Origin of the sequence: Aeromonas sp. R5-1, from assembly GCF_040908265.1 — a bacterium.
In the GTDB taxonomy this organism is placed as follows: domain Bacteria; phylum Pseudomonadota; class Gammaproteobacteria; order Enterobacterales; family Aeromonadaceae; genus Aeromonas; species Aeromonas caviae.
On the sequence record NZ_JBFODJ010000029.1, the window covers coordinates 1 to 23,754 of the forward strand.

Here is a 23,754-nt window from a genome sequence, read left to right on the forward strand (position 1 = left end):
GCTGGCGGGAAGTTTTGCTGCTTTTATCAAGCTGGCTTTCTGCCTTCGTTACTTACGAGAGCTATTGGTGGACAGAAAACCAGCATTTTGAGAACACAGCCTAGCGAGGGAGAGGGGGTTTGGTTACTGCGAATAATCCCAGTGGCGGGGGCGGGATCCTGGGCTAGCCCCCAGACGGGGAGTATTTCTCGTTGTGTTTCATTCGGATATGGCCGTCATGGTCCCGTCATCCGGGGCGGGACCTTGAAAAAAATCGGAAAAAGGGAAAAGAGAGGGGCGACCCGGGGTCAGGAAAGGCCGGTTTTATCATTTGCCAGGCAAATAGAACCTGGCCATTGCATGAATTTTGCAAATACCCTTTGGGGGGCCGCTCACAGGGATGGCACGGGAGGCTTGTCTATCGGGAAGCAGACTGGCAACATTTGTATCACATTTACTCATCGGATCAGTTTGCAATGGACCTGCAACGCCTCAAAGCCAACCTCGCCCTGCGTCTGTTCGCCTGGCGCTACATTCCCGTCATTGGTTTTTGTGCCCCCGTCATCGAGCAGATGGACGCCAGGGCGCTGCGCATCCGCATTCCGCTGGGCTGGCGCACCCGCAACCACCTGGGCAGCATGTATTTCGGGGCGCTCGCCACCGGTGCCGACCTGGTGGGGGGGCTCCTGGTCATGGAGAAGGGGCGGGCGCGGCGCAAGAAGGTGCATTTTGCCTTCAAGGATGTGCAGGGGGAGTTTTTGAAGCGCCCGGAGGGGGACGTGCAGTTTGATTGCGCGGCGGGGGAGCTTATCGACGCCATGATCGACGAGTCCCTGGCGAGCGGTCAGCGCATCAACCGCCCCATCCAGGTGGTGGCCACCTGCCCGTCTCGCAACGGCGACGAGGCCATGGCCCGCTTCGTGCTGACCCTCTCCATCAAGGCCAGCTGAAGGCCAGAGGGCGCGCTGGCGCCCTTGTTCAAGCCGGGATCAGAGGATCTCGGGACTGCTCCCTTCCTTCACCACGGCCTTCATGCCGTTGAAGTTGACCACCTGCTCGGCCACTGTGCTGGGTAGTGCTGGCGTGGCAGGGCGTCAGGATCAGGGGATCTCGGGACTGCTCCCTTCCTTCACCACGGCCTTCATGCCGCTGAAGTTGACCACCTACTCGGCGACTGTGCTGGGTAGCGCTTACGTGGCAGGGCGTCAGGATCAGAGGATCTCGGGGCTGACGCCTTCCTTCACCACGACCTTCATGCCGTTGAAGTTGACCACCTGCTCGGCGACTATCTTGCAGCGTTTGCGGGTCTCGACCTGACCGTCTACTTCCACCAGGCCCTCGGCGACCAGCGCCTTGGCGGCACCGCCGCAATCGGCCCAACCCTGATGCTTGATCAGGTCACACAAGGCAACGAAGGGGTGACCTTCGAGCAGAAACGTCTCCATGGGAAATCCTCTAGCTGGATGAATGGCTGAAACAGCGGGGGCTCATTCTAGGCAGTTAGGCGGGGCAGGGAAAGGGCCCGGGCCGAATTGCCCCGAAAAAGGGGCGAGCACAGGCAAAAAAACCAGCCCGACCGGGCTGGTTGTGTCTCTGGGGGCCACTGGCGCTCAAGGGAGTTTCACCACCGCTTCCCCCGTCACGGCGAGGGCGCCGCCCTGGGTGAAGATGCGGGTGGCCAGGGTGGCGATGGGCTTGTCGTCCCGCAGGGCGATGATCTCCACCTCCGCCGTCACCTCGTCCCCCACGAACACCGGCAGTTTGAAGCCGAGGCTCTGGCCCAGGTAGATGCTCCCCTTGCCTGGCAACTGCTGACCGAGCAGCCCGGAGAAGAGGCTCGCCAGCAACATGCCGTGGACGATGGGGCGCTCGAACACCGTCGTGGCGGCGAAGTCCGGGTCCAGGTGCAGGGGATTGAAATCCTCCGAGAGGCCGGCGAAGGCCGCCACCTCGGCCGGGCCGAAGCGCTTGGTCAGGCGAGCCTTCTGGCCCACGGCAAGGGTTTGTGTACTCATACGAGCCCCTCTTCTTGCTTCCTGACGCCGGCAAACACCGGATTGAGCCGTACCTTGACGTAGCTGCCGGGGGCCGCCTCCAGCCCCTCGACAGGCTGCCGGGCGGGGACGGGCTCTGCCTCGTCACGGTCTTTGATAAAGCGCATCATCTCGGGCCACCAGGAGCCGCTCTGGTGGGTCGCCCCCGCCAGCCACTGCGCCGGGCTGTCCGCCTCGGCCTCGCTCTGCCAGAAGCCGTATTTGTTGGCATCCGGCGGATTGATGATGCCGGCGATGTGCCCGGATTCGGCCAGAATGAAGCGCCGCTCGCCCCCGAACAGCGCCATGCCCTGCCAGGTCCCCTGCCAGAGGGCGATGTGATCGTCCGCGGCGGACACCAGCAGCACCGGGGTCTTCACCTTGGCGAGATCGATGCGGGTGTGGCGGATCTTGAGCTCCCCCTTCACCAGCTGGTTTTCCAGGTAGAGTCGGCGCAGCAGGCTGTTGTGGGTCTTGCCCGCCACGTTGGTGCTGTCGCTGTTCCAGTGCAGCAGATCGAACGCCACCGGGCTCTGGCCCTTGAGGTAGCTGTCGATGTAGTAGTTCCAGTAGAGGCTGTTCTCCCGCAGCAGACTGAAGGAGACCGCCAGCTGGCGCCCGTCCATGATGCCCCTGGCCTCGTTCTGGGCCTCCAGCGCCGCGATGATGGGCTCGTGGATGAAGATGCCAAGCTCCCCGGGCTGGGAGAAGTCCAGCAGGGTGGTGAACAGGGTGGCGCTGCGTACCCGCTGTTTCTGGCGCCGCGCCGCCAGCCAGCCCATGGCGAGTGACAATGCAGTGCCACCGATGCAGTAGCCGATGCCGTGCACCTCCCGCTCGCCGGTGGCCGCCTCCACGGCGTCCAGGGCGGCGATGACCCCGTCCACCACGTAGTCGTCGAGATCGACCTGCCCCTGTGCCACCCCCGGGTTGCGCCAGGAGATCATGAAGACCGTCTGCCCCTGGGCGACCAGCCAGGCCACCAGGGAGTTCTGGGGGCGCATGTCCATGATGTAGTACGGGGGCACGACCAGCACCGGGGTCTTGCCCACCGTCGCTGTGGTCGGGCTGTACTGGATGAGCTCAAAGAGCTCGGTGCGCAGCACTACCCGGCCCGGGGTGGTCGCCAGATCCCGGCCGAGCTCGAAGGCGGACTCGTCGGTCAGGCGGATGTTGAGGTGATCGGCGCTGCGCTCCAGATCTTCGGCCAGGAGCGCAAGGCCGCGCACCAGATTCTGGCCGTCGGACTCCAGGGTGAGCTTGAGCAGCTCCGGGTTGGTGGCCAGGAAGTTGCTGGGAGCCATGGCGTTGACGTACTGGCGGGTGAAAAAGCGCAGTCGCTCCCGGCTCTTCTCGGGCACGCCCTCCAGGGCATCCACCGCCGCCAGCAGGTGTCTTGCGGTCAGCAGATAGGATTGCTTGAGGTAGTCATAGAGGGGTTGCTCGCTCCAGGCGTCGGCCTTGAAGCGGCGATCGCTGCGATCCGGGGTGATCACCGGCTCGCTCGGCTGGCCTGCACTCTTGAGCAGGGTGTGCTGCATCAGCTTGAGCTGATCCTGCCACCAGTTCATCTGGGACTGGATCAGCTGCCAGGGCTGCTGGCTGCCCTGCTCCAGCACCTGGCCCAGATCGTCCAGACTGGTCTGCAGCAGGGCCTGGGCGGTGCGCTCGGTCTGGGCTCTGGCCTGGCCAGCAGCTTGTCGTTGTAGTGGGCCAGGGCCTCGAACAGCGGGCCGTAAGATGATTGGCTCATGTGTTCTCCTTCACCCACGCCCGGGGCGGGCACTTGCCCGTTCTGTCGAGTCGTGGGGAGATGTGGCTGCCCGCAAGACGGGCAGCCAGGGGTTATCAGGCCTTGCCCGTGCTCTTCTTGATGCCATCTGCGGTCAGGGCATCCAGTTCTTCCTTGAACTGCTGGCCGAGGGTGCTGAGCTTCTGGATGTCATCCAGCATCTGGCGGGAGAGCTGGCTGGCGCTCTCCAGCTGCACGGTGCCGAGGGCCGCCAGGCTCTGGGCATCCTGCACCTTGCCGACGGCCTGCAACTGGTTGAGCCCCAGTTCGGCGTAGGCATTGGCGGACGCCAGTTGCAACCGGGTCAGCTGTTCGATGTTGCTGGCCAGCAGCTGGTTGTAGCGGGTGAGGGGAGCGGCAAAGCCTTGCATCTGCTCGGTAAAGCTCTTGATCACGTCCATATTCATCATGGGTCTCCGGTTCGGCAGAACACTGTTTTTGCGGGTCAATCGACCCTTCTTGCGGGTACAGCACGTCATCCCTGTGTTACGTGTTGTTTGCTCTGTTCAAACACACGTTTGAGCATTCTGCAACCAATCCACCTTTGGTATAAATGTTAGTTTCTGTTTGAATTTTCCAATCCGCCGAGAGAGCCATCCCCGGGTTCAGACGAGAGGTGACGCAGGGCAGGGGGCGGGGTCTCGTCCCCCGGGGCCTGCGCTGGTACCCTTGAGCCACACCCTCTTCACAAGGAATCCCCGATGAAACCGTTCGCCCTGCTGCTCGGCTGTGGTGCCCTGACCCTCGCCGGTGTCGCCCAGGCCAGCACGCCGGTCCAGATCTCCCTGCCCGGTGTCAACCTGCCCTCGTCCAATCAGGTGGAAGGGGCAAGGGCTTCCTTCCTCTACGGCCGCACCGGCCAGGTGAAGGGGATCGATCTGCCGGTGTTCGCCCTCTCCGACGTGGATCAGTTCACCGGCCTGCAGCTTGGTGTGTTCTTTGGCGCGAGCCGGGTGCGCCATCAGTTTGGCGGGGTCGCCATCAACGCCGTCAACTGGCACGAAGGGCAGGATACCGGCCTCAATCTGGGCTTCGTCAACCTGACCAACAATGTGAAGGGGCTCAACTGGGGGGCGGTCAACATCGCCCAGGGCAATGCCCTGGCCAACGTCGGCTTCGTCAACTATGCCGAACGCACCACCTTCCAGCTGGGGTTCGTCAATGCCACCAAGCACCTGGACGGCTTGCAGATTGGCCTGGCCAACTACGCCGAGAACGGCATCTTCCCCATTCTGCCCCTGATCAACTTCAAGAAATCCTTCTAGGGGCCAACTTGCCCTTGCTTTAGGAGGGGCAGCCATTACCCTGTGCTCCATCAAGGCTGCACAGAGGTAACAGGGGCATGACAACGGAACACATGGACGCCATCGGCATCGGTTGGGACGTGAGGGGCTGGCAGGGCAACGCCCAGGCGGTGGCGGTGGTGGGTTGGCAGGCCCGGGAGTCCCGTCTGCACTGGCTCGGGATCTCCCCCCTGTTTCGCCTGAGCTCCCGGGTCGCGCCGGATCTGGATGCCCTGCTGCGCCCGGCCCTGCAAGACGAGGTGGCGCTGATGCAGGTGCTGGCCTGCCCGCGACTTGCTCTCGGCATCGATGCGCCCCTGGCCTTTCCCCGCGCCCTCGCCGATCTGCTGGCGGGGCGGGGGAGCGGCTTTCCCGTGCCTCAGCGGGAGATTGACAACCCTTACGCCTACCGGGATTGCGAGCGCTGGCTCCATCAGCACTATGGCAAGAAGCCCCTCTCCGCCACCTTCGACAGGCTCGGCAACAACGCCATCCTGGCCCTCTCCATGCTGCCGCGCCTCGGGGATCTGCAACTGGTGCCAAAACAGGCGAGGGCTGCCGGGCGCGCGGTGCTGGAGGTCTATCCCGCCCTGGCCAAAATGGGGGGCAAAGCCTCTGCGGTGCGGCCCGAGCTGCAACCCCACCTGCCGGTGTCCCTCATCCCTGGAACGGATCCCTATGATGCCGCGCTCTGCGCCCTGATGGCCCTGCAATATGCGGCCGAAGGGGCCGTCACCTCGCTGCCTGCCCTGGTGGACCTGCCGGACGAGATGGCACCGGACGAAGGCTGGGTCTACCACTTCGCCCGGGATTGAGACGCCCAAGGGCACTGCGCTCCCTCTGACGACTGCTGGCGACTCGCTGTAGTCACGGCACTGGTGACGTGACTTGCTGTCGCCACTGCGTATGGCTTGTCGTTGCCACGGTGTCAGGCAAGGGTAGGCCGCCTTTGTCCTGTGATCTTCCGACGTCTCCTTGACCTTGCCCTTGTTGCCTTATTTTGCGACTGCCGACTGCCGACTGCCGACTGCCGACTGGTGCCTTTCCATCGGACCTCATCCTTGATCCCGATTGTTTGTGGTTGGTTGAAAAATCACCTCATATGCCATCAGACAAGAGGCATCCAGGTACATTTATCACCCCGCAGCAGCGGGGGAGATGGCTCCAGGGTTGTGCAGAAACAGGGTAGCGGCGGTCAAATATGCGGCAGGTTAAGCCTGCTGAAGCATAAATAGGGAGTCATGGCGTTAATTGCTGGAAGAGCCGTCTCTTCATCCGATATATTGCCTCTTTTCCTCAGGCTTCTTGTGCGGTGGTGTCGATGAAACGCATTCTCTCTATCCAGTCCCACGTGGTGTTTGGCTGTGCCGGCAACAGTGCCGCGGTGTTCCCTATGCGCCGTCTCGGCATAGAGGTGTGGCCCATCAATACGGTGCAGTTCTCCAACCACACCCAGTACGAGGCGGGTTGGCAGGGAATGGCGATGCCGGCGGGCCACATTGCCGCCCTGTGCCAGGGGCTTTGCAATATCGAGGTGCTGGCGCGCTGCGATGCGGTGCTGAGCGGCTATCTGGGCTCGGCGGAGCAGGGGGACGAGATCCTGGCGGTGGTGGCGGCGGTGAAGCGAGCCAATCCGGCGGCCCTCTATTTCTGCGATCCCGTGATGGGGCATCCGGAGAAGGGGTGCATCGTCGCCCCGGGCGTCACCCGCTTTCTCACCGAGCAGGCCCTGCCGGTGGCGGACATCATGGCCCCCAATCTGCTGGAGCTGGAGACTCTGTGCGATGTCCATCTGACAACCCTGGCCCAGACCCGGGTCGCCGCACGCCAGTTGCTGGAGAAGGGGGTGAAGATGGTGCTGGTCAAGCACCTGGGTCGCGCCGCCAGCGTCCCCGGCCGCTTCGAGATGCTGCTTGCCACCCCCGAGGGAGACTATCTGATCGCCCGTCCCCTTTACGATTTCGCGCGCCAACCGGTGGGCGTGGGGGATCTCATCAGCGCCCTGATGCTGGCCAACCTGCAGGCGGGATATGATGGGGTGAGCGCCTTCGAGCGCACCAACGCCGCGGTGGATGCGGTGCTGCGACAGACCTGGGAGGCGAATGCCTACGAGCTGCAGCTCATCACGGCCCAGAGCGCCTTTGCCGATCCGCAGATTGCCCACAGGGCCGAGCGACTGGCCTGACGCCATTGATCAGCCCGTGACGGGACGAGCTGATCAAGGTTCAGCTTGCGGCACTGATCGGTGTTGCATCCTGAAAATGTTCGACCCTGGGGAAGGGGTCGTAGAAGTGGTGCAGTAGGGCCTTCCACTCCTGGTACCGGGGGGAGCCCCTGAACCCCCGGGTGTGATCTTCCAGCCGCGCCCACTGCACCAGCAGCAGGTAGTGATGGGGATCGTCCAGGGCACGCTGCAACTGGTGGCCCAGGTAGCCGGGCATGGCGCTGATGATGTGCTGGGCCCGGGCGAAGGCTTGCTCGAAGTCAGTGGCCTTGCCGGGAATGATCTGCAGATGGGCGACTTCCAATATCATGATGGCTCCTTGCCGATGAGTCTGATTGAACCAAAAACCTATGTGTGCCGAGCCTTGGAGGGGGCAAGACCGGTACGCTGTCCGGTCTTGCCAGGCCGTCTGCCTCAGAGCTGCTTGTAGAAGAACTGGGTGGCGGCGAGGGTGCCGTCCCCATTGCGGGCGAAGTCCGGGATCTGGCCGGCCTCCTGATAGCCGAGCTGGCTATAGAGGCTGGAGGCCACGTCGCCGACCCGGGTATCCAGCACCAGCAAGGTACGCCTGGCGTCCCGGGCCCCTTGCTCCATGGCGTTCATCAGGGCTCGGCCCACCCCCTTGCCACGGGCCTGGCTGTGGACCATCAGCTTTTCCACTTCGGCCCTGTGGCCCCCGTTGGCCTTGGTGCACAGGGAGAGCTGCAGGGCGCCCACCAGATGGTGCTGATCAAACGCCACCCAGAGCTTGCGCACTCCATCCGCCAGCTCCCCCTCGATGCCTTGCCAGTACGCCAGCCCCTGCTCTTCCTGCAGGGGAGGCAGAAAGCCCACCGAGGCACCGCTGGCCACGCAATCTTGCAGCAGGGCGATCAGCGCCGGTTTGATGCCTCTGGTGCTCTCGACCTCAAGGATCTCCATTGAATGTCCTCATCTTCTCTCTTGGCCCACGTGGGGGATTAACGTCTCGGGCGCGGACTCTCCTGCCGGTGCCATCGTCATCCGGTCAGGTGCGCCGTCTCTTAATGGATCAGTCCCTGCGCTGCCAGCCACTGGAACAGCAGGCGGGAGACGGGGGAGACTTCGGCCAGGTGGCGGCTGTCCAGCCAGCGCAGCTCGGCGATCTCCGCCGAGGCGACGGGCGTGCCGTCGGCGTCCCCCGTGTAGCAACGCAGATTGACATTCACCCCTTGCGGCTTGCCGTCCGCCTGGGCGCTGAACTCGCAGGCGAACGCCAGGGTGTCGGGTTTCAGGATGACCGCGAGCTCTTCCTCGATTTCACGAACGAGGGCCGCCTCGTCGCTCTCGCCCGGCTCGCGCTTGCCCCCCGGAATGTAGTAGATGTCCTTGCCGTGGGAGCGGGCGCACAGCAGTTGTCCCTCCTTGAAGGTCAGCCAGGCGAGTTTGTCGATCATGGGCAGATTCCTCTTGTTGCCGCTTGTCAAAGGGGGGGGCTCGCTGCTCGCACAGGGTGCGATAGGAGCGGGTTTCCCGCATCTCGGGCGCCAGTCCCAGCCGGCTAGCCAGCGCCAGCAACTGCGCGCGGTAGGCGGGCAGGGCGGTCTCGTCGTCAGTCATGATGGCGAGCTCGGCAAAATCACCGACGCCTGCCAGGTGATCCACCGTGACGTGGAAGGCCCCCAGAAAATAGATGCTGCGCCGCTTGTCGATGGTCAGCACCGGCTGGTAGCCCAGGGTGCGCACCATGCTGGCCGCCTTGTCCGCATCGGTGATGTTGACCGCCTCGCAGCGATCGGGTCCGGGTCCTTTGACTATCCAGAGCCGGATGCCGCTGGGGGCCATGGTGCGGATGATCAGGCTCTTCTCTGCCCGGGCCAGGGCGCCATCTGCCGTGTCGAAGTAGCAGTCCTGCTCATGATTGTCCGCCACCATCACCTCGGGGCTGAGGGCCGTGAGGGTATGCACAAAGGCGGCGCTGTCCGTCAGGCGGTATTTGAACTCCACCTCGAAGCGCCCCTGAAAGTGGGTGGCCATGGCCTTGCGACGGCTCCCGAACGGCAAATGAATAGGGCAGCCTAGCAAAAGTGCCGGGCTCTCCCAAGCATCGGGATCACAGCTTCGCATCGACTGCCGACTTTATGACCAGATGGTGAGGGGAAATCCGCCCTGGTGCACAGCTTGTGGCCCGGTGGCTGGGCGCCGTACGGGGGCTGTGCTCTAATAAGCTCCCTCTTTGGCGGTATTTCCGCCCTGAACAACGACAACGAGGCGGCGGCCCCGGCCGCGCCAGTGGAGCCACAGATGCAGATCACCTCACAGCCCCCCTTTATCGGACTGGGCGTGGCGGGCAACTTCGCCGGTCACCTGGAGCAGGCAGGGGAGGCGGCGGACTTCGTCGCCGTCAAGGTTGACGACAAGGTCGCCCCCAAGGCGCTGTTCCCCTTCTATGTGCCGAACCATCCCGGCCAGCTCGGGGTCTTTCCCCTGAGCGGCGATGCCATCTTCCTGCCGGAGGCGGCGGTGAGCGGGGACGAGAAGGTGCAGATTGAACCCGAGGTGGCACTGTGGTGCGAGCTGGAGTACGCGGGGGAGCAGGTGGTGGCCATCCATCCCAAGGCGTTTGGCGCCTACAACGACTGCTCCATCCGTCGCCCCAATGCCAACAAGATCAGCGAGAAGAAGAACTGGGGTGAAGAGAGCAAGGGGCTGGCCGCGAACCTGCTGCCCCTGACCCACTTTGCCGCAGGATGCGAGCTCGATGACTACCGCATCGCCTGCTATCTGGAGCGGGACGGGGAGCTGCACCCCTACGGGATCGACAGCGCGGCGGTGGACTACAGCTACTTCCACGGTCAGTTGCTGGCGTGGGCCATCGACAAGTTCAACCATCAGCAGGACGAAGGCCCGGCCGAGCATATCCAGGGGCTGCTGGCCCAGGCGGGGCGCCCGGCCCATGCGCTCATCAGCATTGGCGCCACCCGCTACACCCCCTTTGGCGAGACACACTTCCTCGCTCCCGGTGACACCGCCTGCGTGGTGGTCTACCCCGCCAGTCGCTACAGCGAGAGCGACATTCGCGAAGCCATCGCGACCCGCCGCGTTGGCGCCGATGTCTCTGTCCTGCTCCAGGCGGTCAAGACCCGTTGATCGCGATGCCTTCCCAACCTGGGGAGGCATCTTCTTTGTCTATTATGCCTGCGCACACTCCATGCTGGCGTCATGCATGATCAGCCGAAAGAGGAGTGGCAGATCAGGTGGGTTGCCATGGTGGTGATCAGAGAGTGCAGGGAGCAGGATCTGGCGGCTTGCTCAGCCTTTACGCCGAGCTCAGACCACGGGATCCCGTGATGCCGCTTTCCATGGCGAGGGAGACGCTCGCGAGCCTGCTGGCCAGGCCCGAGGTGCGGATCATCGTGGCGAAGGTGGGCGGTGAGCTCGCCGCCACCTGCCAGCTCGGGGTGATCCCGACCCTGAGCAACGGCGGCAGGCCCTTTGGCATCATAGAGCACGTGGTAACGGCCTCTGCGTTCCGACGCCAGGGGCTGAGCCAGCAGGTGCTTGAACAGGCGCTCTCCCTGGCCTAGGGGCTGGATGGCTACAAGGTGATGCTGCTCTCGGGGGAAGGGCGCGATGAAGCCCATCGCCTCTATGAGAAGCTGGGCTTCAAGGCGGGCATCGAGAAGGGGTTTGTCATCAAGCAGGCAGAGGCCCAGGGCTGCACCTTGACGAGGTTCGGCCCCAAGGCTTAGCATCGGCGCTTTTGCCATAAATTGAGCCAACAATTCATGAAGATAGAACCAGCACAAACCGGGGATTACCCGGCCCTGATCGCTCTCTGGGAGGCCTCGGTACGCGCTACCCATCACTTCCTGCAAGAGGAAGACATCGCCACCCTCAAGCCTCTCATCCTCGAACACTATTTCGATGCCGTGCGCCTTTATTGCGCCAGGCAGGATGGCGTGATCGTCGGTTTTATCGGGGTGGCTGAGGGCAATATCGAGATGCTGTTCATCGCTCCCGAGGCGAGAGGGGGCGGGGTCGGCCGCCAGCTGGTGGACCACGCCATCCGTTGTCTGGGGGCGACTCGCGTGGACGTCAACGAACAGAATGCCCAGGCTGTCGGCTTCTACCAGCACCTGGGCTTCGAGGTGACGGGGCGCTCCCCCCTGGATGGCCAGGGCAAGCCCTATCCGCTGCTGCACATGGCCTTGGCTGCCGGTTAAGGGCGCCAGAGCATAAAAAAACCGCCCGAGGGCTTTTTTTTGTTGTTCAGGAGGTTTGGCTCGCGCCCCCTCACTCCTCGCTGGAGTTGTCCTGATAGTCGCCCCGCTGGGCCTTGGGCAGACGGCGCATGGGGGCGAAACCGATGTCCTCGCCCACCACTTCCCGCTTGCGGGCTGGGGCTGGCTTCTTGCCGCCATCGCTCTTCGCCTTGCTCTTGCCTGCGGTTGTTTTGCCGTTGCCACCCTTGGCGTTGGCATGGCCACGGGCGCGGGGCGGGTTTTGCACCGGCTTGCTGCCCGGCAGGGTCTGGCGGCTCGGCTTGCCGCTCGGCTCGTACCCTTCCAGGATCTCCACGGTCAGGGATTGGCCGATCAGCGCCTCGATCTCCTTGAGCTGACCCAGCTCGTCCTGGCTCACCAGAGAGATGGCCTCGCCGCCACGCCCGGCGCGGCCGGTGCGGCCGATGCGGTGGATGTAATCCTCCGCCATCTGGGGCAGCTCGAAGTTGATCACGTGGGGCAGCTGATCGATGTCCAGGCCGCGAGCGGCGATGTCGGTGGCAACCAGCACCCGCACCTTGCCTTCACGAAAATCCGCCAGCGCCCGGTTGCGGGCCCCCTGGCTCTTGTCACCGTGGATGGCGACCGTATCCAGGCCATCTTTCTGCATTTGCTGGGCGAGCCTGTCGGCAATCTGCTTGGTGCGCACGAACACCAGCACCCGCTGCCAGTTGCCACGGCCAATCATGTGGGAGAGCATCTCCCGGCGGCGCTCCCGATCGACCTGGATGATGCGCTGGCTTACCTGCTCGGCGGCGGTGTTGCTGGGATCCACCTCGATGAGGGTGGGATCCTTGAGCAGATCGTCCGCCAGCGCCTTGATGTCATTGGAGAAGGTGGCGGAGAAGAGCAGGGTCTGACGCTCCTCCGGCAGGGCCTTCATGATGCGGCGAATGTCGGTGATGAACCCCATGTCGAGCATTCTGTCCGCTTCATCCAGCACCAGTACCTCGAGGGCGCTCAGGGTCAGGGCGCCCTGGGTCAGCAGATCCAGCAGGCGGCCCGGGGTGGCGACCAGAATGTCGACCCCGAGCTTGATGGCGTCCAGGTTCGGCTTGATGCTGACGCCGCCATAGGCGATCAGGGTACGAAACGGCAGGTGGTGGGCATATTTGATGATGCTCTCGCCCACCTGGGCGGCCAGCTCCCGGGTCGGGGTCAGCACCAGGGCTCGCACCTGGCGACGACCGCCACGGCCGTGGTTGGCCAGCAGCCGATGAAGCATGGGCAGGGTGAAACCGGCCGTCTTGCCCGTGCCTGTCTGGGCGCCGCCCAGCACGTCCTGCCCGGCCAGGATGGCGGGAATGGCTTGCTGCTGGATGGGGGTGGGTTGTTCGTAACCCAGCTCCTTGACGGCCCGCAGGATGTGCGGTGACAGACCCAGTTCATTGAATGACATGTTCGAGGGACACTCCGAGCCTTGGGCTCAACGGGTGACGGCAGCCTTGGTCCGTCACGACATGGAAAATAGGGTGGGCCGCCATCGAGGCTGGGCCTGAGCCCGGCAAAGCGACCGCACAAGAGACAGTGGGCGCGTAATATAGCAGATGCGAGGCGCACGCGCAGCAGCCGTGTCGCGAGCAGCGCACGCCTGTCAGAGCAGTCCCTCGATGGCCAGCACCAGATCCTCCGGCCTGGTCTGGGGGGCGAAGCGGTCCACCACCCGGCCTTCACGGTCAATCAGGAACTTGGTGAAGTTCCACTTGATGGCCTCGCTGCCAAGGAGTCCGGGCTTTTGCTTCTTGAGCCAGCGATAGAGGGGGTGGGCCCCGGCGCCGTTGACCTCGCACTTGGCCATCAGGGGGAAGCTGACAGGGTAGTCGAGCGAGCAGAAGCGGGCGATCTCCTCGGCATCGCCCGGCTCCTGATGGCCGAACTGATCGCAGGGAAAGCCCAGGATCTCGAAGCCTTGGGGGCCGAACTGGCGATAGAGGGCCTCAAGCCCGGTGTATTGGGGGGTAAAACCGCAGCGGCTTGCCACGTTGACCACCAGCACGACACGGCCCTGCAGATCGGCGGTGGACCAGGCCGTGCCATCGAGTCGTTGCAGGGGGATGAGGGGCAGGGGCATGGTTTCTCCTGATGCAAGAGGGGCGACAAGGCGCCCGGGGGACAATCCTTGCACGTTAACGGGCCGAGGGCCGGGGAGCAAGGGGGAGGGCGTCTGTGCCCCCCCAGACTCCTATTGATGGCGGGACTTCTCAAGAGAAGCAATCCGGTTTGTGCCGATGGTCCGAAGTCGCTACAAAGCGCACTCTCTCCCCTCGCTGCGAGCCTATCTTGGACTATCAAGCCGTCATGGATGCCATCTACACCCGGGGTTGGGTGATAGTGGATGATTTTTTAACCGCCGCCGAGGTGGATGCCCTCAAGGCTTGCCTGCCGGACGAGTGGCGACCGGCGGGGATCGGGCGCGAGACCCTGCATCAGGACAACCGCGATATCCGTCGGGATCAGATCCACTGGCTCGACGCCTCCCTCGGCGCGCCGGTGGCCGACTATCTGGCCCGGATGGAGTCCCTGCGTCTGGCCGCCAATCGCAGCCTGATGCTGGGGCTGTTCGACTACGAGGCCCACTTTGCCCGCTACCGTCAGGGGGACTTCTACGCCACCCATCGCGACGCCTTCGCCGGGCGATCCAACCGCCGGCTCACCTCGGTGTTCTACCTGAACAACGACTGGCAGCCAGAGGCGGGGGGAATATTGCGGGTCTATGACGACAGCGAGCAGTTTCTGATGGATGTCTCCCCCCGGGGCGGGCGGCTGGTGCTCTTCCTGTCTGAAGAGTTTCCCCACGAGGTGCTGCCCGCAAGCCGGGAGCGCTACAGCATTGCCGGCTGGTTTCGGGTCAACGGCAATGGCGCCGGGCGGGTCGATCCCCCCCGCTGAGCGCATTTCATCCTGTTTCTGACACAGGAAGAGACTTTTATCTGCCCGGGCAGGGGGAGGTGCGCCCCATCGGCTGACAAGGCTTCCCCTCCCTTGCTACACTGCCCGCACTTATGTTCGTTTCTGGCTTCGTCCGGTTTTCATGCGGTTGGGTTTGACATGGTGATGACGAAGCCGCTTCTCCCAAGGGATCACATCTAATGAAGAACATGCATGTCTTGCTGCTGTGCGGCGGTGGCGGCTCCGAGCACGAAGTCTCGCTGCGCAGCGCCAATTTCCTCGAAAAACAGCTCGGGCTCCTGCCCGGTATCGAAGTGACCCGGGTCGAGATGTTTGCCGACCGCTGGCTCTCCGCCGACGGTCGCGAGTGCAAGCTGGGGCTGGACAAGCTGCTCTCGTTCGACAGCGTGGCCCGTCCGGTGGACTACGTGGTGCCCTGCATCCACGGCTATCCCGGTGAGACCGGCGATCTGCAATCCTTCCTCGAGCTGGCCGGCCTGCCTTATCTGGGTTGTGACGCCGAGGCGAGCAAGGTGTGCTTCAACAAGATCACCACCAAGCTGTGGCTCACCGCCATCGGCATCCCCAATACCCCCTACCTGTTCCTGACCGAGCAAGGCGAGGCGAGCCTGACCGAGGCGAAAGCGGCGCTGGCCAAGTGGGGCAAGGTCTTCATCAAGGCGGCCTCCCAGGGCTCTTCCGTGGGTTGCTACTCCGCCAGCAACGAGGCAGACCTGGTGAAGGGCATTGCCGATGCCTTCGGTTACTCCGAGCAGGTATTGATCGAAAAAGCGGTCAAGCCCCGCGAGCTGGAAGTGGCGGTCTACCAGTATGGTGACGAGCTGGTGGCCACCTATCCGGGGGAGATCTGCGTACCCCAGGACAAGTTCTACACCTATGAAGAGAAGTACAGCAGCGCCAGTCACACCGAGACCGCGCTCAAGGCCGAGGGGCTGACTCAGGCGCAGGCTGACGCCATTCACGAGTACGCGCTCAAGGCGTTCCGTCAGCTCAAGCTGACCCACCTGTCGCGCATCGACTTCTTCCTGACCGAAGAGGGGGAGATTTTGCTCAACGAGATCAACACCTTCCCGGGCATGACCTCCATCTCCATGTTCCCGAAACTGCTGGAGCACCACGGCCACAGCTTCGCGCACTATCTGGAGCAGATCCTGCGAAAGGCGGTCTGACGTCGCCAGACCCGGTTGCAACGGATGGTGAGTAGGGGCCTCAGGGCCCCTTTTTTCATGGGGGGAAGCGGGCAGAGCGCGGGGAGGAAAGGGGCAGGGCGCCGCCCGGCAAGCCTTGCCGCCAGGAGGGCGCACCGTTACAATCAGCCCCCTTTTGTCCCGCCACAGGCACCGTCAGAGCCGCGTTCCATGAAGCCCATCCCCGATCACGCCGTCAACCGCCTGCGCATCTGGCGCAAGAGCGTCTCGTCCCGACCCTTTCTTGCCCGTGGCGGCAGCGTGCCACGCTGCGATGCCTGCCAGCTGCGCCACGACTGGTGTGCCTGCGACTGGCGCCCGGCGCTCAAGGCCGAGGCCGGTTTCTGCCTCATGATGTATGACAGCGAGCCCATGAAGCCCTCCAACACCGGGCGCCTCATCGCCGACGTGCTGCCGGACTCCACCTGGGCCTTTCTCTGGTCGCGTACCGAACCCCATCCCGAGCTGCTGGCCCTGCTGGCGGATCCCGCCTGGCAGCCCTACTTGGTCTTTCCCGCCTGCGAGAAAGCGCCCGACCGCCTGACCGGCGAGGTGGTACTGGCCCCCGGCAAGAAGCCGCTGTTCATCCTGCTGGACGGCACCTGGCCCGAGGCGCGCAAGATGTTCAACAAGAGTCCCTATCTGGACGGCTTCCCGGTGCTCGCCATCAAGCCGGATGCGCTCTCTACCTACGGCATGCGCGTCGCCCACAGCGACGAGCACCTGTGCACCGCCGAGGTGGCCGCCTGCGTGCTGGAAGTGGCCGGGGAGCTGCGGGCGGGACAGGCGCTGCAGCTCTGGTTCAATCTCTTCAGCAGCCGCTACATGGCTGGCCGGGTTAGCCGTGCACCCGGTGCTGATGAAGGGCCCCTGCTGGAGGGGCTGGAGGCCATCAAGGGCCAGAGCCGCGCTCTGGATTAATCCTCATCAGCAGCCGCTACATGGCTGGCCGGGTAAGCCGTGCGCCCGGCGAGGATGAAGCGCCCCTGCTACAGGGGCTGGCGGTTATCAAGGCGCAGGCCCTCTCGCATGCTGATTGATGAAAATAAGGAATCAGTTGGCTGCCATTGTTTCGTTGGCTTCATGAGCCCGCCCTCGCTAGGATAGCGACCTGTTGACTCCTTCAGGCTCCAGGCCATGCCGGGCGCCGCCAATCACACGAGGTCTATGGATGGAACTGGAACTGCTCACCCTGGTCGCCCTGTTCGGGGTGGCCCTCATCGCCGGCTTTATCGATGCCATCGCCGGGGGCGGAGGGCTCTTGACGGTGCCGGCCCTGCTGGCCACCGGCATGCCGCCGGCCCTGGTGCTTGGCACCAACAAGTTGCAGAGCAGTTTCGGTTCTTTCTCCGCCACCTGGTTTTATGCCCGCAAGGGGCTCCTTGAGTGGGCCATCATCTGGCCGGCTGTCATCTGCACCTTCATCGGGGCGGCCATCGGCACCCTGGCGGTGCAGACCATCGATGCCGCCATCCTGGAGCGGCTGCTCCCCTTCCTGCTGATGGCGTTTGCCTGCTACTTCTACTTCTCCCCCAGGGTGAGCGATGCGGAGAGCCAGCGCCGCCTCACCCCCATGGCGTTCGCCCTGCTGGTGGGCGGGGGCGTGGGCTTTTATGACGGCTTCTTCGGGCCGGGCACGGGGTCGTTTTTTGCCATCGGTTTCGTGGCCCTGGCGGGCTTTGGCATGGCGCGGGCCACCGCCCACACCAAGCTGCTCAACTTCACCTCCAACATCGCTTCCCTGCTCTTCTTCACCCTGGGGGGCAAGGTGGTGTGGAGCGTGGGGCTGTGCATGGCGCTGGGGCAGTTCATCGGGGCGCGCATGGGCTCCAAGCTGGTGCTCAAGAAAGGGGTGAAGCTCATCAAGCCGCTGCTGGTGACCGTCTCCCTGGTGATGTCCGCCAAGCTGGTGTGGAGCCAGTACCCCGAGCTCTTTGCCTGGCTGGACTGAGCCGGTACCCCCCCATGACGAGGGCCCGATCGCAGATCGGGCCCTCTTGCGTTTCAGCCCTGTGCCGTCAGTTGCCGGAAATGGGCTTGCAGCGCCTGCACCAGGCGGGCGATGCGATCGCGCTTGAGGCTGTTTGGCCGATAGACCAGGTGGAGCGGGCGGCCCAGCCCCGGCAGGGGGCGTGCCTGTGTCCCCTGCTCACCCACCAGCGCCAGCAGGCCGGCGGGCAGGAGCACGGGGCCAATGCCTGCCTTGGCCAGTTCGATCAGCGCCAGGTAGGAATCGAGCTCCATGGCGGGGATAAGCCCGAGGGCGGCCAGGGGCTCGCGCAGATAGCGGTTGGAGGGGTTCTCCAGATCCATGGTCAGGATCTTGCGCACCTTGCCCTGCATCCCCTGACTCACGTCGCCTTCAGTCAGTTGCTTGCTGGTCACAGTTTCTTGCAAGGCGCCATGGTGATCCGGCTGCGCTGCCTCATCCAGAGCGTCCCCCACCAGATAGAAGGGCTCCTCCAGCAGCCGTTCGGCACACAGCCCATGGCCAGGCGGCAGGCGGCCGGCGCAGATCCCGAGCAGGGCATCCCCGCCGCGCACCCGGGCCAGAATGACCGGGGTGTGGTGGGTAGAGAGGGCAATGTGGGGATCCCGTTCAAGGTAGGCGTGCATGAAGCGGGCGAGGTAGCCCGCCAGCAGGGTTTCGGAGCAGGCGATGGACAGAGGGGTCTGATCCGTGAGGATCTGGCTGTCCGCCAGCACCCCCTTCATTTCGGCGAGGCTCGGGGCTACCCGGGCGAGCAGCTCACGGGCCTGGGGAGTGAGGCGGATATGACGGCCATCCGGCTCGATGAGCTTCTTGCCAAGGCGCTGCTCCAGCTGGGCGATGCGCTTGCTGACCGCCGACTGACTGATATAGAGGCGGCTTGCAACCTTGGCCATGGTGCCCTCGCTTGCCAGCAGGCAGAGTGTCTCCAGCCCTTCCAGTAACATGCGTCCTCCCTCCTCGTGTGTTGGACGCGGTTACCTTAGGGGCTGGTGGCATCAGGGGCAAGTACCGTTTGCGGCCCTTGATAGCGGCCAGCGCCACGCCTTGACGGGGGGCGCGAAGATCACCAGGTTGCCGATGAGGCTCACCACCACGCCGACGATGGAGACCGTCTGCCAGACAAAGCCTTCATAGAAGGTGGAGAGGGTGAGGGCCACCAGGGGGAAGAGCACGGTGGCGTAGGCCGCCTTGCTGGCACCGATGCGCCCCACCAGGGTGAGGTAGGCGGTGAAGGCGATGACGGAGCCGAAGATGGCCAGATAGACCATGGCGGCGAGGTAGCGCGGGTCGGTGGGCAGGGTGAGTGACTGACCGAGTACCGTGACCCAGCCCAGCAGCAGCGCCACGCCGTAGACCATGCCCCAGGGTACCATCTGCAGCACGTGATAGCCCTGGCGCTGTCCCCGGGCGGAGACCAGGTTGCCCAGGGAGAAGCAAAGGGTGCCGGCGCAGGCAAAGAGCAAGCCCTTCCAGCCGTTTGCACCCAGTTGCGCATCCGCCAGCACCGGCCAGAAGAGCAGCAGGGTGCCAAGCAGCCCCAGCAACGATCCTTGCAGCCAGCGCAGGCCCGGCCGTTTACCCTCGAACAGCCAGAGATTGAGGCCGTTGAAGATGCTGGCGCTGGCGAAAATCACCGCCGACAGGCCGCTCGGAATATAGAGGGTGGCGTGGTAGAAACAGAGGAAGTTGGTGGAAAAGAGCAACGCGCCGAGCAGGGCAGCATATCGCTGGCCCGCCCAGGGCAGGCGTGGAAACTTGCCGCTCACCGTGAGCAGGGCAAACAGGGCCAGGGCCGCCAGGGCGAAACGATAGAGCACCGAGACCTCGATGGGGATGGGGCCGAGCTGCCAGGCGATGGCAATCCAGGTGCTGCCCCAGATGAGGACGGTGGAAACATAGAGCATCAGATTCATGGTGTGATCCCATCAAGAGAAGATGATGTGATCAGCATGAACCGGGAGGCGGGGGGCCGGCTTGCACCATCTTGCGGTTTTTTCAACGGAGGCGCAGCCTTTGACCATGAGGCGCGATAAGATGGCGACAGGAAAGGGGCGGCAAGTGCCAGAGAGGGACGCAAGCGTGCAGCATGCCATGCAGCAGACAAGACAGGCAGGGGTCTTTGATGCCCTGGTGAGCACCGGTGCCAGGCTGGAGGACTCCTGCTGGCTGGAGCCCGGGCTCGGGGTGGCGAGCTGGTGCAACCGCTACGATCAGACCCGCTACCACAAGCCGGGCAACCACACCATCAGCGTCTACCTGCAGGGGGGCGAGCAGACCGAGCGGCTGGACGGCCCCGGTGGCCATGGCGGTGCCGGCAAGGTGTGCATCATGCCGGATCACCACAGGTCCGAGTGGCTGGTGCGCGAGGAGTTTCGCTTCTTCCACCTCTACTTCACCCCCGCCCACTTCACCCGTATCGCCGAGCAGGCGTGTGACAAGGAGGGGCGTCATCTGCAACTGGAAGACAAGACCTTCATCGACGATCCCCAGGCGGCGGCCCTGGTGCAGGGGCAATTGATGAAGCTGGACTGGCAGCACGGCATCGATCGCATGGCGCTCTCCCACGGTGCCTGGATGCTGATGCTGCACGCCTATCGCCATCACACCCGCGAGGCCCCGGCGCTGCCGGAAGTGCGCGGCGGCCTGGCCCCGGCCGTGGTGCGCCGGGTGCAGGAGTATCTGCAGGCTCACCTGGCCGAGCCGGTCACCCTGGGAGAGCTCGCCCGGGAGGCGGGTCTGAGCGAATACCACTTCGCCCGGATGTTCGGGCAGAGCCTGGGCTGTCCGCCTCACCGCTACCTGCTCGGGCTGCGGCTCAAGCGGGCCAAGCAGTTGCTGGCGGGAAGCGAGCCTCTGGCCAGCATCGCCGCCCAGTGCGGCTTCTCCTCCCAGGCCCATTTTGGTAACCGTTTTCGGGAGGCGTTCGGCCTGAGCCCGGGCCAGTGGCGGGCCCAGTTGTCATTCTCCTGTCACAGATAACCCTGAGACTCTGGACAAAAGAGGTGTACCCTCTGTCTCTTGTCCATTGAAAGGAATGCCCATTGAATCATCGCAAACGTCAGACCCGTACTCGCCATCTCTGGTTCAACCACTGGAATGCCCCCCTCTATCGCGCCACCCAGCCGACGCCGCCCGAACCGCTCGTTCCTCACAGTTCCCGCTGAAAACGCCGTAACCCGATAGGATTTTTCCGGCAACTTTGCCACTATTGCGCCATCAGGATGGACTGGATATGGCCGCATGTTTCTGGAACGCATTGAAGTCAAAGGTTTTCGCGGAATAAATCGCCTCTCCCTCGGGCTGGACAACACCACTGTGCTCATCGGCGAAAACGCCTGGGGCAAATCCAGCCTGCTGCGGGCCCTCTGGTGCCTGCTGGGGGATGCCGAGCCCTATCAATTTGGTCAGGATGATTTTCACCGGCCCGAAGATCCCGAGCTCGAACCCTCGCGCACGCTGCAACTAGTGCTCACCTTCAGCGAGTATCGTCCCCAGATGTGCCAGCACTCCCGCCGTCTGGCCCGCCTCGGGGCGGCCTGGATCCCCCACAAGGACAAGTTCCACCGGGTGCATTATCGTGCCAGTGCCGAGTTGCAGGACGATGGCAGCGTGCTCACCACCCACGACTTTCTCGACGGTATCGGCAAGAGCCTGGCCATCGACAACAATGAAGCGCTGGTGCGTCTGCTCATTACCATGAACCCGGTGTTCAGGCTGCGGGATGCCCGTACCGCCCGGGAGGGCATCGAGCGGCTGCCCTGGGGGGATCTGTGCGAGCAGCGGCTGGACGAGCTGGCCGGCAAGCTCACCGACGAGCCCCAGCGCATCGGCGAGCCTGAACTCAAGGAGGCGCTGCAGGCGGTGCAGCAGTTGATGGAGCACTACTTCAGCGCCCTGGCGCCCATCAAGCACAAGCCTCGCAGCCAGCGGGATATCGTCAATCGCCCCATGACCCTGCGCAATCCCGGCAACCTGCAGGTGCTGCTGCGCAATGCGGACAACCGGGCGCTGCAACTGGCCATGGCGGGCATGGCGGCCATGCTGCTCCACGCCCGGGGCAACCGGGAGCTGGAGGAGGGGGCCAGACCCATACTGATGCTGGAAGACCCCGAGAGCCGCCTGCATCCTACCATGCTGGCCCTGGCCTGGGGTCTGCTGGAGCAGTTGCCCGGCCAGAAGCTGCTCACCACCAACTCGGGGGACCTGCTCTCCTCCTTGCCCCTCAATCAGGTGCGCCGTCTGGTGCGCCGCCAGCAGGACATCCTCTGCCATCAGTTGGGAGGGGAGCGCTACAGCAGCGACGATCTGCGCAAGATTGCCTTCCATGTGCGCATCAACAGGCCCATGTCGATGTTTGCCCGCTGCTGGCTGCTGGTGGAAGGGGAGACCGAGATCTGGCTGCTCTCGGAGCTGGCCCAGATCTGCGGCTACAGCCTGCGGGCGGAGGGGGTGCGCATCATCGAGTTCGCCCAGTGCGGCCAGGCTCCCCTCATCAAGGTGGCCCGGGACTTTGGCATAGAGTGGCACCTGCTCACCGACGGTGACGAGGCGGGCGCCAAGTATGCAAGCTCCGCCCGCTCCCTGCTCAAGGGGGAGCGCGAGCGGGATCGGCTGACCCAGTTGCCGGCGGCAGACATAGAGCACTACCTCTACCAGAACGGGTTCGAGGGGGTGTTCCGGCGCGAGGCGGGGGTCGGGGGGCGCTCCACCCTCAACGCCGGGCGCATCATCGCCAAGGCGATCCACCATCGCAGCAAGCCAGGCATGGCTCTGGCGGTGGTGGAGGAGGCGGAGCGCCTCGGCAGCGAGCACATTCCCCCTGTGCTCAAGCAGATGTTTGCCCGGGTGGTCGCCCTTGCCCGGGGACAAAGCTGACTGGCGACGTTGGGAAGACGGGGGGAGTTTGGATATACTCCCTGCCTCTTGTCCTTCCTTACCCTGTGATGGGTGCACCCGCACCCGGATTGCTGCCGGAGACCCTATGTTCGTCCAACTTCCTTTTTGGCTCTTTCCCCTGACCGGTCTGATGGCCCTGGGAGCCCTGATCGCCGTGGGGCTCGTCCTGTGGCGCGGGGATCTCTGCCCGGGCCAGCGCTCGCGGATCACTACCCAGCTCTTCTCGGTCTGGGTGATCACCGGGCTCTCCCTGATGCTGGCGGTGGAGGCCAAGGTTGCGGGCTGGCTCATCTGGAGCGGGGGGGCCGCCCTGGTGCTCGGTATCGTGCTCTCCCTGGTCCAGTCTCGCCTGGAGGGCAAGCGCGCCATCCCCGCCACCCTGCTGTGGTTGCCCGCCATGCCGCTCGCCCTCTACGGGCTGGGTCTGATGCAGATCCAGGGCTGGCTAGGCGGCCTGCTGCAGATGGTGCTGCTGGGGTCGGCCTTTGCCCACCTGATGCTGCTACGTGCCCGCCACCGCCTGCAAGCCTTCAATCTGCTGCTGCCCCTGGCGGGGCTGGTCTCCGCCATCCTGAGTCTTATCTGGCTGGCCGTGCTGGTGGGTTGGCAGGGGAGTAGCGCCGGGCTCGACCCGCTGATCCCCGGGGTAGTGACCCAGGCCGGCCTGCTGGTCGCAGCCCTGCTGCTCTGGTTCAGCCCCATCTACCGTCAGCAGGAGACGGCCCCCGTGGTGGTCTCCGTGACCCTGTGCGGCCTCATCATCGCCCAGATTGCGGCGACCAGCGTGTTGCTCCAGCTCGCCTGATCCCGGCGCATCCTCCCGCCCGCACCTTGTCGTGCGGGCTTTTTTTATGGCAGAGAGGGGCAAGGCGGGGAGGGGCCTGAGGGGCGAGAGATCGCTAGCTGCCTGAAAAAACTGCGATTTGTTGCAAAAGAGCGCAGTATGTGACGGTTTAATCCCCGAATAAACTTTTTTTAGGATATTTACTTGCAATCTCAGCGTTGGCGCCTATTATGGGCGACCTCGGACGCGGGGTGGAGCAGCTCGGTAGCTCGTCGGGCTCATAACCCGAAGGTCGTCGGTTCAAATCCGGCCCCCGCAACCAACTATTTGTGTTCATGGCAAGCGCTAGCGCCTGCGGTGGAAACGAAGACAGCAAGAAGCAACTGCTCTGCTTTTTGTGGTGGCAATACAATTCGGACGCGGGGTGGA

24 protein-coding genes, 1 tRNA gene and 6 pseudogenes are annotated in these 23,754 nt (G+C 64.1%); 18 read left to right on the forward strand and 13 right to left on the reverse strand.

Annotation, left to right across the window (positions count from 1 at the left end; genetic code table 11):
- A pseudogene (locus AB5Y64_RS03675) lies at positions 1–91 on the forward strand (IS5/IS1182 family transposase); the annotation flags it as partial.
- Positions 92–455: 364 nt separating this feature from the next.
- Positions 456–929 carry a DUF4442 domain-containing protein gene (locus AB5Y64_RS03680; RefSeq protein WP_010674883.1) on the forward strand — a complete coding sequence of 158 codons (474 nt, stop codon included), beginning with the start codon at positions 456–458 and terminating at the stop codon, positions 927–929.
- Between the two features lie 39 nt (positions 930–968).
- Here the strand turns inward: AB5Y64_RS03680 and AB5Y64_RS03685 are convergent.
- The 5 genes and pseudogenes from AB5Y64_RS03685 to AB5Y64_RS03705 all read right to left on the reverse strand — a co-directional run.
- A pseudogene (locus AB5Y64_RS03685) lies at positions 969–1,043 on the reverse strand (ribosome-associated protein); the annotation flags it as partial.
- A gap of 147 nt (positions 1,044–1,190) precedes the next feature.
- Positions 1,191–1,424: a ribosome-associated protein YbcJ gene (ybcJ, locus tag AB5Y64_RS03690; RefSeq protein ID WP_010674882.1), complete on the reverse strand. Its 234-nt coding sequence runs from the start codon at positions 1,422–1,424 to the stop codon at positions 1,191–1,193.
- A 165-nt stretch (positions 1,425–1,589) separates the two neighbouring features.
- On the reverse strand, positions 1,590–1,994 hold the full coding sequence (locus AB5Y64_RS03695) for a MaoC family dehydratase (protein ID WP_042863938.1): 405 nt from the start codon (positions 1,992–1,994) through the stop codon (positions 1,590–1,592).
- Positions 1,991–3,765: pseudogene (locus AB5Y64_RS03700) on the reverse strand (class I poly(R)-hydroxyalkanoic acid synthase). The gene AB5Y64_RS03695 and the pseudogene AB5Y64_RS03700 overlap by 4 nt, the downstream one beginning before the upstream one ends.
- 95 nt (positions 3,766–3,860) lie before the next feature.
- Positions 3,861–4,211, reverse strand: coding sequence for a phasin family protein (locus AB5Y64_RS03705; RefSeq protein ID WP_041211496.1), 351 nt, complete (start codon positions 4,209–4,211; stop codon positions 3,861–3,863).
- A gap of 294 nt (positions 4,212–4,505) precedes the next feature.
- Here AB5Y64_RS03705 and AB5Y64_RS03710 point away from each other — a divergent pair, with 294 nt between their 5' ends.
- From AB5Y64_RS03710 to pdxY, 3 genes are all read left to right on the forward strand, one after another.
- Positions 4,506–5,069, forward strand: coding sequence for a hypothetical protein (locus tag AB5Y64_RS03710; RefSeq protein ID WP_010674879.1), 564 nt, complete (start codon positions 4,506–4,508; stop codon positions 5,067–5,069).
- A 77-nt stretch (positions 5,070–5,146) separates the two neighbouring features.
- Entirely contained in the window at positions 5,147–5,902 is a 756-nt protein-coding gene (locus AB5Y64_RS03715) for a DUF429 domain-containing protein (RefSeq protein ID WP_368203295.1), read from the forward strand.
- A 506-nt stretch (positions 5,903–6,408) separates the two neighbouring features.
- The gene (gene pdxY, locus AB5Y64_RS03720; protein ID WP_214003572.1) at positions 6,409–7,272 is read left to right on the forward strand and encodes a pyridoxal kinase PdxY; all 864 of its coding nucleotides are present in this window, start codon (positions 6,409–6,411) and stop codon (positions 7,270–7,272) included.
- A 40-nt stretch (positions 7,273–7,312) separates the two neighbouring features.
- Here pdxY and AB5Y64_RS03725 read toward each other — a convergent pair whose 3' ends face one another.
- The 4 genes and pseudogenes from AB5Y64_RS03725 to AB5Y64_RS03740 form a co-directional block, all read right to left on the reverse strand.
- Positions 7,313–7,621 carry an antibiotic biosynthesis monooxygenase gene (locus AB5Y64_RS03725; RefSeq protein WP_010674876.1) on the reverse strand — a complete coding sequence of 103 codons (309 nt, stop codon included), beginning with the start codon at positions 7,619–7,621 and terminating at the stop codon, positions 7,313–7,315.
- 104 nt (positions 7,622–7,725) lie between these two features.
- Positions 7,726–8,232 (reverse strand): N-acetyltransferase family protein, encoded by a 507-nt coding sequence (locus AB5Y64_RS03730; RefSeq protein ID WP_368203296.1) that lies wholly within the window; start codon positions 8,230–8,232, stop codon positions 7,726–7,728.
- A gap of 101 nt (positions 8,233–8,333) precedes the next feature.
- Positions 8,334–8,726 carry an NUDIX domain-containing protein gene (locus AB5Y64_RS03735; RefSeq protein WP_010674874.1) on the reverse strand — a complete coding sequence of 131 codons (393 nt, stop codon included), beginning with the start codon at positions 8,724–8,726 and terminating at the stop codon, positions 8,334–8,336.
- Positions 8,727–8,769: 43 nt separating this feature from the next.
- Positions 8,770–9,306, reverse strand: a pseudogene (locus AB5Y64_RS03740) (class IV adenylate cyclase); the annotation flags it as partial.
- A 267-nt stretch (positions 9,307–9,573) separates the two neighbouring features.
- Here AB5Y64_RS03740 and AB5Y64_RS03745 point away from each other — a divergent pair.
- The 3 genes and pseudogenes from AB5Y64_RS03745 to AB5Y64_RS03755 all read left to right on the forward strand — a co-directional run bounded on the left by AB5Y64_RS03745 (position 9,574) and on the right by AB5Y64_RS03755 (position 11,495).
- The gene (locus tag AB5Y64_RS03745) at positions 9,574–10,419 is read left to right on the forward strand and encodes a DUF5718 family protein (RefSeq protein WP_010674872.1); all 846 of its coding nucleotides are present in this window, start codon (positions 9,574–9,576) and stop codon (positions 10,417–10,419) included.
- Between the two features lie 117 nt (positions 10,420–10,536).
- Positions 10,537–11,021: pseudogene (locus AB5Y64_RS03750) on the forward strand (GNAT family N-acetyltransferase).
- Positions 11,022–11,057: 36 nt separating this feature from the next.
- Complete coding sequence (locus AB5Y64_RS03755) at positions 11,058–11,495, forward strand: acetyltransferase (protein ID WP_069784644.1); 438 nt, start codon at positions 11,058–11,060, stop codon at positions 11,493–11,495.
- A gap of 70 nt (positions 11,496–11,565) precedes the next feature.
- Here the strand turns inward: AB5Y64_RS03755 and AB5Y64_RS03760 are convergent, their stop codons facing one another.
- Both AB5Y64_RS03760 and AB5Y64_RS03765 read right to left on the reverse strand, forming a co-directional pair.
- Positions 11,566–12,954 (reverse strand): DEAD/DEAH box helicase, encoded by a 1,389-nt coding sequence (locus tag AB5Y64_RS03760; protein ID WP_368203298.1) that lies wholly within the window; start codon positions 12,952–12,954, stop codon positions 11,566–11,568.
- 195 nt (positions 12,955–13,149) lie between these two features.
- Complete coding sequence (locus AB5Y64_RS03765; RefSeq protein ID WP_319894090.1) at positions 13,150–13,626, reverse strand: glutathione peroxidase; 477 nt, start codon at positions 13,624–13,626, stop codon at positions 13,150–13,152.
- Between the two features lie 209 nt (positions 13,627–13,835).
- Between AB5Y64_RS03765 and AB5Y64_RS03770 the strand changes: the two genes are divergently transcribed.
- The 5 genes and pseudogenes from AB5Y64_RS03770 to AB5Y64_RS03790 all read left to right on the forward strand — a co-directional run bounded on the left by AB5Y64_RS03770 (position 13,836) and on the right by AB5Y64_RS03790 (position 17,603).
- Positions 13,836–14,444 carry a 2OG-Fe(II) oxygenase gene (locus AB5Y64_RS03770; RefSeq protein ID WP_041211488.1) on the forward strand — a complete coding sequence of 203 codons (609 nt, stop codon included), beginning with the start codon at positions 13,836–13,838 and terminating at the stop codon, positions 14,442–14,444.
- A gap of 200 nt (positions 14,445–14,644) precedes the next feature.
- Positions 14,645–15,634 (forward strand): D-alanine--D-alanine ligase, encoded by a 990-nt coding sequence (locus AB5Y64_RS03775; RefSeq protein WP_041215087.1) that lies wholly within the window; start codon positions 14,645–14,647, stop codon positions 15,632–15,634.
- Positions 15,635–15,823: 189 nt separating this feature from the next.
- On the forward strand, positions 15,824–16,573 hold the full coding sequence (locus AB5Y64_RS03780) for a tRNA-uridine aminocarboxypropyltransferase (protein WP_368203299.1): 750 nt from the start codon (positions 15,824–15,826) through the stop codon (positions 16,571–16,573).
- 2 nt (positions 16,574–16,575) lie between these two features.
- A pseudogene (locus AB5Y64_RS03785) lies at positions 16,576–16,692 on the forward strand (DTW domain-containing protein); the annotation flags it as partial.
- Positions 16,693–16,823: 131 nt separating this feature from the next.
- Positions 16,824–17,603 carry a TSUP family transporter gene (locus tag AB5Y64_RS03790; RefSeq protein ID WP_102948517.1) on the forward strand — a complete coding sequence of 260 codons (780 nt, stop codon included), beginning with the start codon at positions 16,824–16,826 and terminating at the stop codon, positions 17,601–17,603.
- Positions 17,604–17,656: 53 nt separating this feature from the next.
- Here AB5Y64_RS03790 and AB5Y64_RS03795 read toward each other — a convergent pair whose 3' ends face one another.
- Together AB5Y64_RS03795 and AB5Y64_RS03800 are read right to left on the reverse strand one after the other, a co-directional pair.
- A complete protein-coding gene (locus tag AB5Y64_RS03795) occupies positions 17,657–18,589 on the reverse strand; it encodes a LysR family transcriptional regulator (protein ID WP_161470710.1) in 933 nt (310 codons plus the stop codon).
- Positions 18,590–18,640: 51 nt separating this feature from the next.
- Positions 18,641–19,558: a DMT family transporter gene (locus AB5Y64_RS03800; protein ID WP_041215090.1), complete on the reverse strand. Its 918-nt coding sequence runs from the start codon at positions 19,556–19,558 to the stop codon at positions 18,641–18,643.
- Positions 19,559–19,736: 178 nt separating this feature from the next.
- Here AB5Y64_RS03800 and AB5Y64_RS03805 point away from each other — a divergent pair, with 178 nt between their 5' ends.
- The 5 genes from AB5Y64_RS03805 to AB5Y64_RS03825 all read left to right on the forward strand — a co-directional run bounded on the left by AB5Y64_RS03805 (position 19,737) and on the right by AB5Y64_RS03825 (position 23,647).
- Positions 19,737–20,624, forward strand: coding sequence for a helix-turn-helix domain-containing protein (locus tag AB5Y64_RS03805; RefSeq protein ID WP_042016580.1), 888 nt, complete (start codon positions 19,737–19,739; stop codon positions 20,622–20,624).
- A 62-nt stretch (positions 20,625–20,686) separates the two neighbouring features.
- Positions 20,687–20,809, forward strand: coding sequence for a hypothetical protein (locus AB5Y64_RS03810; RefSeq protein ID WP_256094327.1), 123 nt, complete (start codon positions 20,687–20,689; stop codon positions 20,807–20,809).
- Positions 20,810–20,885: 76 nt separating this feature from the next.
- The gene (locus tag AB5Y64_RS03815) at positions 20,886–22,520 is read left to right on the forward strand and encodes an ATP-dependent endonuclease (RefSeq protein ID WP_039038583.1); all 1,635 of its coding nucleotides are present in this window, start codon (positions 20,886–20,888) and stop codon (positions 22,518–22,520) included.
- Between the two features lie 106 nt (positions 22,521–22,626).
- A complete protein-coding gene (locus AB5Y64_RS03820) occupies positions 22,627–23,346 on the forward strand; it encodes a hypothetical protein (RefSeq protein WP_161470711.1) in 720 nt (239 codons plus the stop codon).
- A 224-nt stretch (positions 23,347–23,570) separates the two neighbouring features.
- Positions 23,571–23,647: transfer RNA gene (locus AB5Y64_RS03825), tRNA-Met, on the forward strand.
- Positions 23,648–23,754 lie beyond the last annotated feature (107 nt).

Bases quoted from the DNA above. Each gene is read 5' to 3' on its own strand.
- ybcJ (WP_010674882.1), bottom strand. From the start codon at position 1,424: ATGGAGACGTTTCTGCTCGAAGGTCACCCCTTCGTTGCCTTGTGTGAC.
- AB5Y64_RS03790 (WP_102948517.1), top strand. From the start codon at position 16,824: ATGGAACTGGAACTGCTCACCCTGGTCGCCCTGTTCGGGGTGGCCCTC.
- AB5Y64_RS03680 (WP_010674883.1), top strand. From the start codon at position 456: ATGGACCTGCAACGCCTCAAAGCCAACCTCGCCCTGCGTCTGTTCGCC.
- AB5Y64_RS03765 (WP_319894090.1), bottom strand. From the start codon at position 13,626: ATGCCCCTGCCCCTCATCCCCCTGCAACGACTCGATGGCACGGCCTGG.
- AB5Y64_RS03735 (WP_010674874.1), bottom strand. From the start codon at position 8,726: ATGATCGACAAACTCGCCTGGCTGACCTTCAAGGAGGGACAACTGCTG.
- AB5Y64_RS03795 (WP_161470710.1), bottom strand. From the start codon at position 18,589: ATGTTACTGGAAGGGCTGGAGACACTCTGCCTGCTGGCAAGCGAGGGC.
- AB5Y64_RS03760 (WP_368203298.1), bottom strand. From the start codon at position 12,954: ATGTCATTCAATGAACTGGGTCTGTCACCGCACATCCTGCGGGCCGTC.
- AB5Y64_RS03800 (WP_041215090.1), bottom strand. From the start codon at position 19,558: ATGAATCTGATGCTCTATGTTTCCACCGTCCTCATCTGGGGCAGCACC.
- AB5Y64_RS03820 (WP_161470711.1), top strand. From the start codon at position 22,627: ATGTTCGTCCAACTTCCTTTTTGGCTCTTTCCCCTGACCGGTCTGATG.
- AB5Y64_RS03710 (WP_010674879.1), top strand. From the start codon at position 4,506: ATGAAACCGTTCGCCCTGCTGCTCGGCTGTGGTGCCCTGACCCTCGCC.
- AB5Y64_RS03715 (WP_368203295.1), top strand. From the start codon at position 5,147: ATGACAACGGAACACATGGACGCCATCGGCATCGGTTGGGACGTGAGG.
- AB5Y64_RS03815 (WP_039038583.1), top strand. From the start codon at position 20,886: ATGTTTCTGGAACGCATTGAAGTCAAAGGTTTTCGCGGAATAAATCGC.
- AB5Y64_RS03705 (WP_041211496.1), bottom strand. From the start codon at position 4,211: ATGAATATGGACGTGATCAAGAGCTTTACCGAGCAGATGCAAGGCTTT.
- AB5Y64_RS03775 (WP_041215087.1), top strand. From the start codon at position 14,645: ATGAAGAACATGCATGTCTTGCTGCTGTGCGGCGGTGGCGGCTCCGAG.
- AB5Y64_RS03695 (WP_042863938.1), bottom strand. From the start codon at position 1,994: ATGAGTACACAAACCCTTGCCGTGGGCCAGAAGGCTCGCCTGACCAAG.
- pdxY (WP_214003572.1), top strand. From the start codon at position 6,409: ATGAAACGCATTCTCTCTATCCAGTCCCACGTGGTGTTTGGCTGTGCC.
- AB5Y64_RS03725 (WP_010674876.1), bottom strand. From the start codon at position 7,621: ATGATATTGGAAGTCGCCCATCTGCAGATCATTCCCGGCAAGGCCACT.
- AB5Y64_RS03780 (WP_368203299.1), top strand. From the start codon at position 15,824: ATGAAGCCCATCCCCGATCACGCCGTCAACCGCCTGCGCATCTGGCGC.
- AB5Y64_RS03745 (WP_010674872.1), top strand. From the start codon at position 9,574: ATGCAGATCACCTCACAGCCCCCCTTTATCGGACTGGGCGTGGCGGGC.
- AB5Y64_RS03805 (WP_042016580.1), top strand. From the start codon at position 19,737: ATGCAGCAGACAAGACAGGCAGGGGTCTTTGATGCCCTGGTGAGCACC.
- AB5Y64_RS03755 (WP_069784644.1), top strand. From the start codon at position 11,058: ATGAAGATAGAACCAGCACAAACCGGGGATTACCCGGCCCTGATCGCT.
- AB5Y64_RS03730 (WP_368203296.1), bottom strand. From the start codon at position 8,232: ATGGAGATCCTTGAGGTCGAGAGCACCAGAGGCATCAAACCGGCGCTG.